Below are 11,306 nucleotides of genomic sequence, written 5' to 3'. Positions count from 1 at the left end.
GAAGGGGCGGCGCGGTGCGGCCCGTTCCATGCGACGCGAAGGGCGGCTTGGCGGTGGCGGTGGACCGCGGCACGGCCAGTGTGAACCAGACGACCTTCCCGCTGCCGTCGTCCCGCGCGTGCATCCCCCAGCTCTGGCTGACGGCCGCGACCAACGCGAGCCCCCTGCCATGGGTGGCGAAGGGATCGCACGCCTGAACGCGAGGCAGTCGCGGATCCTGGTCGCGGACCGAAACGGTCAGCCGGTCCAGCATGAGAGCGATCTCCACCGTGCACTGCTTGTCCGGCTCGGCGTGCCGATGGACATTGGTGAGCAGTTCGGTGACGCCGAGCGCCGCCGGGTCGATGAGCGGATCCAGATGCCAGTAGCGCAACTGCGCCGACACGATTCTGCGGACCTGTCCGATCCGCGACGGCAGGGCCTGCAGCTCCACCGTGCAATGCCTGCTAGGACGACTGATCACGGCTGCGACTCCCTGAAGACGTGGGGCTAGCCTGATTCAGATGCGGGCGACGAACACGTTCAGCAGTGGTGGCTGCTGGGCGCGACCGGTGGGACGGTTCTCAGCGTCACCGCTTGTTGACCCTCAGTGATACTGATACTCGTCCAGGGTCGGTCCCACCAAGCGCATGCGCAACTCGGCCGCCTCACCTCTTCGAGGCATGCCCCCGGGCGGACCGGACGGCGTCGAGGAAGCGGCTGGCGGCGCCCGAGCCGGACTTGGCCGAGGTGGACTTGACGTCCTGCGAGCCGAGGGTGAGGCGGTAACGGGTGCCGTTCACGGTGGCCATGGCCTGGTCCCCGTCCACGAACCAGGGCTTGCTCGCACGCACCGACTGCACGGGCGCGCTGTCGATCTCGCTGCCGTAACTGGTCAGCAACTGCAGCCTGCCGTCCTTGATCATGACCTGTCCGGCGCGGGTGACCGAGCGCAGGAACCGCTCGATCCGCACTCCCCTGGCGTTGAACTCCGTATCGGCCATCACAACCGCCTCCCCGATGGCTCCGACTGGCACTGTGCCGCCGCCTCTCATTTTCCCTGTTGCGCAGTGTGCCCGTGACCGGCCCCGGACACCAGGGCGCACTGGGGGACAATGAGGATCGAAACGGCATGAGTATGCCACCTGGGCTGGGCATGAGGCACAAGCAGAAGGAGTGGGCGTTGGACGGCACGGCGCGCGGGAGTATCGAGACGATCGACGTGGATCGCAGCGACCACGGCTACCGCGAGTGGCTGAAGGAAGCCGTCCGTAAGGTGCAGGCCGACGCCCAGCGGTCCGCGGACACCCATCTGCTGAGCTTCCCGCTGCCCGAGCGCTGGGGGATCGACCTCTACCTCAAGGACGAGTCCACCCATCCCACGGGAAGTCTCAAGCACCGCCTGGCACGCTCGCTGTTCCTCTATGGGCTGTGCAACGGCTGGATCCGGCCGGGCAAGCCCGTGATCGAGGCGTCCAGTGGCTCGACCGCCGTATCCGAGGCGTACTTCGCCAAGCTGATCGGCGTGCCCTTCATCGCGGTGATGCCCCGCACGACCAGCCGGGAGAAGTGCCGCCTGATCGAATTCCATGGCGGCCAGTGCCATTTCGTGGACGACCCGCGGACGATGTACGAGGAGTCCGCCGCCCTCGCGGCGGAATCCGGGGGCCACTACATGGACCAGTTCACCTACGCCGAGCGGGCCACGGACTGGCGCGGCAACAACAACATCGCCGAGTCGGTCTATCAGCAGCTGCGTCTGGAGCGCTATCCCGAACCGGCATGGGTCGTGGCCACGGCGGGCACCGGCGGCACCTCGGCGACCATCGCCCGCTATGTCCACTACATGCAGTACGACACCCGGGTGTGCGTCGCCGACCCGGAGAACTCCTGCTTCTTCGACGGCTGGGTCCACCATGACGCCCACGCCGCCAGCGACCACGGCTCACGCATCGAGGGCATCGGCCGCCCCCGGATGGAGCCCAGCTTCGTACCGGGCGCGATCGACCGGATGATGAAGGTCCCGGACGCGGCGAGCGTCGCTGCCGCGCGCGCCCTGGAGCGGGCCATCGGCCGTAAGGCGGGCGGCTCCACCGGGACCGGGCTGTGGAGCGCGCTGCGGATCGTCGCGGAGATGGTCGCCGCGGGGCGGACGGGGAGCGTGGTGACGCTGCTGTGCGATCCGGGGGAGCGGTATCTGGACAAGTACTACTCGGACGCGTGGCTCGAGGAGCAGGGGCTGGACATCGAGCCGTATGTGAAGACGCTCGACATCTTCCTCACCACCGGCAACTGGACGGACTGACCGCCGCCCTTACGGCCGTCGTCAGGCGGCGTGTATGGCCGCCGTCACGCCCTTACGGCCGTCGTCAGGCCGCCGCCACCATCCGGTCCAGGTTCCGCACCGCCTGGTGGAACGCGCGCCGCAGACCCGGCCGCATCGCCCGCACGACACCGCGCAGCAGTACCGTGCCGTCCACCGCGAACACATAACGCACCACGGTCCCGCCGCCGTCCGAGGGTCGCAGCGTCCACTCCTCCAGCAGCGCCCGCAGCCCCGGTGCGTTGGTCTCGTCGACCCGGTAGGCGTAGCGCTCGTGCGGATCGGCCGCCATGACCGTCTCGCGGAAGCGGCCGCCGCCCACGAGGCGGATCGCCCTGCCCTTGCCGCCGTCCGTGGAGCGGGCGTCCTTCACCGCGCGGAACCACCGCGGCCAGCCCTCGACATCGGTGAACGCCTCGAACACCGCCTCAGGAGAGGCCGAGACCTCGGCGACGAAGACGAGCCGCAACGGTGCGGTCTCGACGTACTCCAGTCCGACGGAACGCAACCGGTGTGTCATGGACACACGATAACTGTCGGGGTGTCAGATGTCTGCGGTGCGGACCGGCTCGCCCGCCACCACCAGCTCCGGCAGATACTCGGAGATCTCCGCCCGCGCATCCTCCGGCAGCCCCGGGTCCGTGACCAGCGCGTCCACCTGGTCCAGCGAGGCGAAGGAACTCAGCCCCACCGTGCCCCACTTGGTGTGGTCCGCGACCACCACCACCCGCCGCGCGGCCCTGACGAAGTGGCGGTTGGTCTCCGCCTCCGCGAGATTCGGCGTCGACAGACCCGCCTCCACCGATATGCCGTGCACCCCGAGGAAGAGCACATCGAAGTGGAGCGAGCGCACCGCCGCGTCCGCGACCGGCCCCACCAGCGTGTCCGACGGCGTCCGCACCCCGCCGGTGAGCACGACGGTGGCCGCGCCCGGGCGAGGGCCCACCCCGCCGAGCGCCGCCGACCGCTGGGCGTTGTAGAACACATCGGCCACCCGGACCGAGTTCGTGACCACTGTCAGATCGGGCACCTCCAGCAGCTGCTGGGCCAGTGCGAAGGCCGTGGTGCCCCCGGCCAGGGCGATCGCGGTGCCCGGCGTGGCCATCGCGGCCGCCGCCTTGGCGATGTCCTCCTTGGCGCTCAGCTCAAGGCCCGACTTGGCCTCGAACCCGGGCTCGTATGTGCTCGCCTCGGCTACCGGCACGGCCCCGCCGTGCACCTTCTCCACGACGCCCAGCCTGGCCAGCGCGTCCAGATCGCGACGAACCGTCATGTCCGAGACATTGAGCTTGCGTGTCAGCTCGTTGACCCGCACCCCGCCGCGCCGCCTGACCTCATCGAGAATCAGGGCACGCCGCTGCTCCGCGAGCAGGTTCTGGTTGTCGCTCACCCTGCCACGTCTCCCTCCGGCCGGCCCTCGTCGCCCGCGCGTTCATCTTCGCACGAGGCGAGGTCAGCCGAGCGCCGGTGCACCCGGGGTTACGATTTCGCCACGCCCGCCGTGTCAGGGTCGGGGAAGGTGGCCGATGGGCACAATCCTGGAGCCAGAACGACCGCACCACACCGGATCGGGGGACACGGTGCCATCGACCATGCGTACGGACACGCCGGCCGACGCGTCGGAACAGGCGATGACAGCCCGCAGGGGCGGGGCCCCACCACCCGATCTGGAACTCCTCGTCCACGGAGTGGGCGGCACCAGCCCCGAGGAGATGCTGGGCGATCCGCGCACCAGCCTGGTCACCGGCGACGAGACCGCGGCGGTCTACCGCAGGGCGGACGACATCGACGCCGAGCAGCGCCCGCCGGAGGACCGCCAGGGCCCGGACCGCGACGGCCCGATCCGTGAGGCGTACGTCTGGTGCAACCTCACCTCGGGCAACAGCTCCCGCGCCCTGTGGCTGCTTTTACTGCCGTTCATGGTCGCCAACCTCGCCCACTGGATGCGGCCCCCGGCCGACCGGCGCGAGCGGACCGTGCGCACCTATGGCCTGCTCGTCCGGCTCGTGGCGCTCACCCTGACCGTGCTGCTGATCGCCGGGGCCTGCGAGGTGGCCCTGGACCTGGTCGCCTGGCAGTGCGCCGGTTCGGCCGACTGCGCCGGGGGCAAGTCCTGGCTCGGCTTCCTGTCCCCGGCGAACCACGGCTGGTGGAGCCAGCCCGGCCGCAGGCTCGCGCTCGCCGCGGTGCTGCCCGGCGCGCTCACCGGACTGCTGTGGTACCTGTCCAACCGCACCTGGAGCGCGTACGAGGCCTCCCCGCCGCTGGAGCGCCCCGTCGACGAGTCCACGCCCGAGGCGGGCAACCGCCCCGCGCTGTGCCTGCCCGGCTTCTGGTACGGCCGCAGGATCGTCGCCCGGCTGCGTGCCGCGCACACCGCCGCGGGCTTCCTCACCATCGCGGCGGGCCTGACCCTGCCCACCACCACCTATGACCGCGAACCGGGCGGCAGCGGGCCGCAGGACACCGCGGGCTGGGCACTGCTGACACTGCTCTGCGCGGGCGCGGTCACGGTGGTGGCCGTGGTGTGCTACCGCGGCCGCAGCGAGTCCAAGGTCGACGGGGAGCTGGACCGCCTCACCATCACCGCGCTGCCCGGCGCCGCCCTCGCGGTGCTGGCGCTCTCCGTCCTGTACGCCGGCTGGTCCCGCCCCGGCTGGGTCTCCACCGACCAGCTGCCGGGCAACGAGGCGTTCTGCGCCATCGCCATCGGGGAGGGCGCGCTGATCGTGACCATGGCGGTGTGCGCCCTGGTCCTGCACCGGGCCGCGCCCGGCCGCACCCCGCTGTACGGGCTCGCCGGGCCCGCCGTCGCCGTGCTCGCCTGCGGGCTCGGCGCGCTGCTCGCCGGAGGTGTCGCCCAGCGCTTCGCCGACTGGCTGGACGGCGGCGGCACTCCGGGTGAGGGGCCGGGGATAGCGCCTCCGGTGCTGCTGACCTGGCTGGCCACGGCCATCCCCGCGCTGCTGCTGGTCCTGGTCGTCCTGCTGGTGATCTTCACCGTAAGGGTGTGGCGGGTGCGCAACCGGCTGCTGCCGACCATCATGGACGGCTATCCGGGGGAGCGGCCCGACGCCGTACGCACCCGGCGGATCGCGGGCACGATCGCCCGCGCCGGTCTCACCGACTCCGCCCCCTGGATCGTCGGTCCGGTCGCACTGCTGACCCTGCTGTTCGGCGCTCTGGCCGTCACCGCGGCCTGGGTCACCGACGAGGTGCCGGGAAGGGCCGCCGACGGCGCGCCCGGGGCCGTGGACGCCGCCGCCCAGACCGCGCAGGCGCTGGGCTCCTGGTTGATGGGGCTGGCCTTCCTGATGCTGGTCACCTGGGCCCGCCGCGCCTACCGCAGCCCCTCCGCCCGCCGCACCATCGGAATCCTGTGGGACGTGGGCACCTTCTGGCCGCGCGCCGCCCACCCCTTCGCGCCGCCGTGCTACGCCGAGCGGGCGGTGCCCGACCTGACCTGGCGGATGGAGACCTGGACCCGCAGGCACGGCGGCCGACTGGTCATCTCCGGCCACTCCCAGGGCAGTGTGCTGGCCGCCGCGGCGGTCTGGCAGGTGGACCACCGCACCCGCGGCCAGGTCGCGCTGCTCACCTACGGCTCACCGCTGGAGCGGCTCTACGGGCGCTGGTTCCCCGCCTACTTCGGGCCCACCCAGCTGCTCTCGCTCCACGGCGAGGTGCGCTGCTGGCGCAATCTGTGGCGCTACACCGACCCGATCGGCGGCCCCATCAAGCTGCCCGACGGCAGCGGGCCCGAGGTCGACTGCGACGCGCTCAAGGACCCGCTGGCCTATGGCCGTACGACCGAACACCCGCTGCCCGCGCCGATCCTGGGGCACGGCGACTACCAGGCCGACCCCGTCTTCGACCGGGAGCGGGCCGGGCTGCTGGCCCGGCTCCCGGAGCAGACGCCGCCACCGGCGGAGGAGGCCGCCGGTCAGATGAGCTCCGGCAGGTCCTCGGGGTAGAGCAGCGTGAGGTCGTCCGTGGTCGGGTCGCTCAGCTGGGCGACCCGGCCCGCGTGCCGCTCCACCATCGCCTCGAAGGTCTGCCGGGCGGTGCGGCCGTTGCCGAACGCGGGGCCCTTGGGAAGCGCCGTGAAGTACTTCAGCAGCCCCTCCGACGCCCCCTCGCCGATCCGGTACTCATGCTCCTCGGCCTGCTGCTCCACGATCCGCAACAGCTCCTCCGGGGTGTAGTCGCCGAAGGTGATGGTGCGCGAGAAACGGGAGGCCACACCGGGGTTGACGGACAGGAAGCGCTCCATCTCCGCCGTGTACCCCGCGACGATGACCACGACCGAGTCCCGGTGGTCCTCCATCAGCTTGACCAGCGTGTCTATGGCCTCCCGGCCGAAGTCCCGGCCGGAGTCCTCCGGGGAGAGGGCGTACGCCTCGTCGATGAACAGCACCCCGCCGCGCGCCCGGTCGAACGCCTCCTGGGTGCGGATGGCCGTGGAGCCGATGTGCTCGCCGACCAGGTCCACCCGGGAGACCTCCACCAGATGGCCGCGCTCCAGCACCCCGAGGGAGGCCAGGATCTCCCCGTAGAGCCGGGCCACCGTCGTCTTACCGGTGCCGGGGGAGCCGGTGAAGACCAGATGGCGGCGGACGGAGGCGGCTTTGAGCCCGGCCTCCTGACGCCGCCGGCCCACCTCGATCATGTCGGTGAGGGCCCGCACCTCGCGCTTGACGCTCTCCAGCCCGACCAGCGCGTCCAGTTCGCCCAGCACCGCCGTGGACGGGCGGACGGCGACCGGGGGCTCGGCGGCCGGCGCGGAGGTCTGGGCGGCTCGCTGCGCCGGGACGCCGCCCAGCAGCCCGCCGGTCGAGGCGGTCTCCACGGCGGGCGCGGTGACCTGGGGCTGGGCGGGCGCGCCCGGGGAGCCCAGCGCCGTGGTGGCGCTCTCGTCGCTGGTGCAGTCCTCGACGATCGGCCCCGCCTCGGAGAACTCGTAGCCGCCGCGCGCACACCGCTCCGTACGGCACCGGGTCAGGGTGGTGCGGCAGCCGTCGATGATGTGGAAGCCATAGCCCCCGCTGCCGGTCACCCGGCAGCCGGTGAAGGTGCCGCGGCCCTCGGCGGAGACGTAGAACCCGGCCTCCGTCGGCCCGGAGACCGTGGTGCGCTCGACTGTCGGATCGGCGCCCTTGGTGACGATCACTCCGGTGGCGGCGCCGTCTATGGTGCAGTTGGCGAGCGTGCCGCCGCTGCCGTGGTCGCGGAACCACGCCCCGGTGGCCGCCTCCCGGATGCGGCAGTCGTCGAGCTGGACGATGGCCCCGTCGCTGACCGAGACCGCGGTGGAGCGCACCTGGGACAGATCGGTGTCGACCACGTCGACCCGCGACCCCCGGTCCAGGACGAACAGCGCGTCCGGCACCTCGCGCACCCGGCACGAGTCGAGCACCGCGGTGGCGCCGTCGCTCACCCACACCGCCGGATAGTCGCCGGTGCTCTCGTGCAGCTCGCACTGGTTGGCGTCCACCCGGGTGCCCGGGTCCCACACCGACAGGCCGTTGCGCCCGAACCGGCGCACCGTGGAGCGGGTCAGCGTCAGCACCGAACGCGACCTCAGGTCGATCGCGTTCTCCGGGATGTCATGGATCTCGCAGTCGGCGAGCGTGAGCACCGCGTCCGTGTCCAGGTTGACCCCGTCGGCCGTCGTACGGTGCACCCGGCAGTCGGTCAGATTCCCGGTCGCGCGCCCGGAGACCTGCACCCCGGCGCCCCGGATCTCGTACACCTCACAGCCGACGGCCTCCAGCGAGGAGCCCTCGCCGGTCAGCGAGAAGCCCGCCCCGGAGGCGTGGTGCACCCGGCAGCGGTCCAGGCGCGGACGGGCACCGCCGCGCACCGCCACCCCGGACTGCCCGGCGGCCACCACCTCGCACTCCTCGAACACCCCGCCCGCGCCGTCCAGCACGCTGAGCCCGACGCCCGCGGGGTTGTCCACGGTGCAGCGCCGCACGGTCGGGCGGGCGCCGCCGCGCACCTCGATGCCGACCGCCGAGCGCGTGGCCACCCGTACGTCCGTCAGCTCCGGGGTGCCGTCCTCGATCAGCAGCGCGGGGGCGGCCGAGTCCTGGCCCTCGACATGCAGATCCTGGACCACGGCGGAGGCACGTATCGTCAGCGCGACTCCGTCCACCGGCGCGATCCGGACCGAACCGCGTGCCGAGCCTTCGGGCCCGCGCAGGGTGACGGCCCGGCCCACCACCAGATTCTCGCGGTAGGTGCCGGGCGAGATGGAGAGCACATCACCGTCCCCGGCGGCCTCCAGGGCCGCCGTGAGGGAGGCGTACTCTCCGGTGCGGCGCCGCCACCGCGACGTTCCGCTGTGCGTCACCTGGACGACCGAGCCCTGTGCCATGGTGCTGCTGTGCCCCCACCTCGTGCGTTGCCGGTGTGCGCGCGCCTGGCCGCCGCTGCTGACTGCCGCTGCGCATATGGAATGCCCCACCGTAGCGTGCGCGAGGCGCCATGAGTTGACGTGGCTGTGGAGCACGGGGGGAGTTGTGTGTTCGTATGACAACTCCCGGCCGGGCGTTGCCCGCTCGCACAGGTCAGCTGTCGGCGTCCGCCCGTCCCCAGTCCTGACCGGCCCGCTCCCAGGCGATGCCCCACTGTGCGTAGCGCCGGCGCATGAGCCGCCATACGACCAGCCGCCGGGCGCCGTCCACCAGGACCGCCGTCACCCCGGCCGCGCCGATTCCGGCCAGCACGGCGTGGGTGGTGGCCGTCGCGGTGTCCAGCGGGCGGCCCACTGGCCGGCCGTGGTCGTCGGTCCAGACCCGGAACCGCTCACCGGGATCCGCGCCCGGGTGAGCACCCAGCGTGCCCTCGTGCTTGCTGCCGTCCGGCCCCGTCCAGCGGGCGAGGACGCGGCGATGGGCGTCTCTCGCGGAAGCGGTCTCGGGATCGGAGTCGATGGGCGGATGCGGCAGCACCTTCACCACGGTGGCCGAGAGCGGATGGCGCTCGGCGCGCTGCTTCTGCGCGGCCTTCACCAGCGCCCCGTGTGCCAGGGACCCCGATGTCCAGCCGACGGCGGGGGCGACGAGCAGGATGAGCGCCGCGGCGACCAGTGCCGCGCACGCCTCCATCACGTCCGTCTTACGGCGCAGCGGGTTGCGCCGCCAGCGCCACAGCCCCCAGATCATTCGCATGGATCACATACCCCCTTCCCCATTCGTGAGTACCGCATGGCGGGCCGGATATGCGCGTATTCGGTGGAGAGAGAGCAATATCACGGGGCCAGCCCTTTCGCCGTTCCGGCGGGCCGTCGGCGGTGCAGCGGGACGCACCAGATCAGCCGGGTGCCGCCCGCCTCGGGCGCCTCGATGTCCAAAGTGCCGCCCAGGAGTTCGGCCCGGGACCGCATATTGATCAGTCCTCCGCTGGGGGCGGCGCCCCCGGTGCCCACCCCGTTGTCCGTGACTTCCAGGGTGATGTCGGCGCCGACGGTCAGCCGCACCTCCACCCGCTGGGCATGGGCGTGCCGCACGGTGTTGCTGAGCGCCTCGGCCAGCACCGCCAGCACATGGTCGCCGGTCTCGTCCGGCACATCGGTGTCCACCGGGCCGTCCATCAGCAGCGACGGGGCGAAGCCCAGGGTGTCCGAGGCCGAGCGGACGGCCTTGACCAGCCGGCGCCGCAACGTGGCGGGTTCGCCGCCGTCGTCCCCGACCGTGCGCAGGGCGAAGATCGTGGAGCGGATGATCTTGATGGTCTCGTCCAGGTCGTCGACGGCCCGCCCCACCCGTTCGGCCGCCTCCGGGCGCTCGATCAGCCGGCCCGCGCTCTGCAGCGTGAGCCCGGTCGCGAAAAGCCGCTGAATGGCCAGATCGTGAAGGTCCCGGGCGATCCGGTCCCGGTCCTGGAGCAGCGCCATGTGCTCGGACTCGGCGCGGTGCCGGGCCAGTTCCAGGGCCAGGGCCGCCTGCGCCGCGAACCCCGAGAGCAGCTCCACCTCATGGTCGTCGAACGGCTGCCGCCCGGCCAGCCGGCACAGCCGCAGCGCACCGGAGGCCCGCTCGCCCGCGACCAGCGGTACGGCCACCACCGGGCCGAACTCGCTCTCCGGAGCCGGCAGCGGCCAGGACCGGGCCCGCGAGTCCACCCGTACGTCCGAGGCGACCGCGGGGCGCCCGGTGCGGGCCGCGAGCCCGGCCAGCGAGCCGTCGGACGGCACCACGAGCCCGCCGATGAGCTCGGCGTCATGCCCCTCGGCCACCTCGACCATCAGCGAGTCCGTGCCGGTGGCCGGCAGCAGGATCGCCGCCGAGTCGGCGAGGGCCACCTGGAGGGCGAGCCGGGCGATCAGACTCAGCACCTCGCCCGCCGAGGTGCCCGCCAGCAGCGTACGGGTGATGACGCCGAGCGCTTCCAGCCACTGCTCGCGCCGCCGGCTCTCGTGGTACAGACGGGCGTTGTCGATGGCCACCCCGGCGGCGACCGACAAGGTGGTCAGCACCGCCTCGTCATCGGCGTCGAACTGGGCGCCGCCGCGCTTCTCGGTCAGATAGAGATTCCCGAAGACCTCGTCACGGACCCGGATCGGCACGCCCAGGAACGAGCGCATCGGCGGATGGTGCTCGGGGAAGCCGTAGCTGGCCGGATGCTCCGACAGATCGGTGAGCCGCAGCGGCTGGGGGTGGCGGATCAGCTCGCCGAGCAGCCCATGGCCACTGGGCAACGGGCCGATGCGGTGCGCCTGTTCCTCGGACATGCCCACCGGCAGGAACTGCGAGAGCCGATGCCGGTCGACCACGCCCAGCGCGCCGTACTCCGCGTCGGCCAGCACCACCGCGGACTCCACGATCCGGCGCAGCACCTGCTCCAGGTCCAGCTCGCGGCCCACGCTGAGCACGGCCTCCAGGAGGCTGTGCATCCGGTCCTGGGTGGACCGGGCCGCGTCCAGCCGCGCCTGGAGCTCGTCGAGGAGCTGGTCGAGCCGGAGTTGGGGGAGGGCCGGATGGCGTCCCTGATCCGCACT

The 11,306-nt window shown here is 72.2% G+C and carries 9 protein-coding genes; 2 read left to right on the top strand and 7 right to left on the bottom strand.

The annotated features are described in order from the left end of the window. Positions 1-463: ATP-binding protein (locus GWI24_RS31275; RefSeq protein WP_210949325.1), on the bottom strand; the 463-nt coding region annotated here is incomplete at its 3' end. A gap of 184 nt (positions 464-647) precedes the next feature. Then, positions 648-983, bottom strand: coding sequence for a hypothetical protein (locus GWI24_RS31270; protein WP_210949323.1), 336 nt, complete (start codon positions 981-983; stop codon positions 648-650). Between the two features lie 152 nt (positions 984-1,135). Here GWI24_RS31270 and GWI24_RS31265 point away from each other — a divergent pair, with 152 nt between their 5' ends. Continuing rightward, a complete protein-coding gene (locus GWI24_RS31265) occupies positions 1,136-2,284 on the top strand; it encodes a PLP-dependent cysteine synthase family protein (protein WP_210949327.1) in 1,149 nt (382 codons plus the stop codon). Between the two features lie 64 nt (positions 2,285-2,348). Here GWI24_RS31265 and GWI24_RS31260 read toward each other — a convergent pair whose 3' ends face one another. Then, on the bottom strand, positions 2,349-2,822 hold the full coding sequence (locus tag GWI24_RS31260; protein ID WP_210949321.1) for an SRPBCC family protein: 474 nt from the start codon (positions 2,820-2,822) through the stop codon (positions 2,349-2,351). A 24-nt stretch (positions 2,823-2,846) separates the two neighbouring features. After that, the gene (locus GWI24_RS31255) at positions 2,847-3,692 is read right to left on the bottom strand and encodes a DeoR/GlpR family DNA-binding transcription regulator (RefSeq protein ID WP_044579192.1); all 846 of its coding nucleotides are present in this window, start codon (positions 3,690-3,692) and stop codon (positions 2,847-2,849) included. Positions 3,693-3,894: 202 nt separating this feature from the next. On the opposite strand from GWI24_RS31255, the gene GWI24_RS31250 reads away from it, so the two are divergent. After that, positions 3,895-6,276 carry a hypothetical protein gene (locus GWI24_RS31250; RefSeq protein WP_374103359.1) on the top strand — a complete coding sequence of 794 codons (2,382 nt, stop codon included), beginning with the start codon at positions 3,895-3,897 and terminating at the stop codon, positions 6,274-6,276. Here the strand turns inward: GWI24_RS31250 and GWI24_RS31245 are convergent. The 3 genes from GWI24_RS31245 to GWI24_RS31235 all read right to left on the bottom strand — a co-directional run. Further along, entirely contained in the window at positions 6,246-8,681 is a 2,436-nt protein-coding gene (locus tag GWI24_RS31245) for a right-handed parallel beta-helix repeat-containing protein (RefSeq protein WP_210949317.1), read from the bottom strand. The genes GWI24_RS31250 and GWI24_RS31245 overlap by 31 nt on opposite strands. Positions 8,682-8,874: 193 nt before the next feature. Continuing rightward, the gene (locus tag GWI24_RS31240; protein WP_210949315.1) at positions 8,875-9,477 is read right to left on the bottom strand and encodes a hypothetical protein; all 603 of its coding nucleotides are present in this window, start codon (positions 9,475-9,477) and stop codon (positions 8,875-8,877) included. A gap of 80 nt (positions 9,478-9,557) precedes the next feature. After that, positions 9,558-11,306 (bottom strand): GAF domain-containing sensor histidine kinase (locus GWI24_RS31235; protein ID WP_210949312.1); only part of this gene is annotated, 1,749 nt, incomplete at its 5' end.

It is taken from the genome of Streptomyces sp. MK37H (genome assembly GCF_018035285.1).
Classification (GTDB): domain Bacteria; phylum Actinomycetota; class Actinomycetes; order Streptomycetales; family Streptomycetaceae; genus Streptomyces; species Streptomyces endocoffeicus.
Note: the sequence above shows the minus strand (reverse complement) of the source record. Positions and strands in the feature narration are given on the sequence as shown.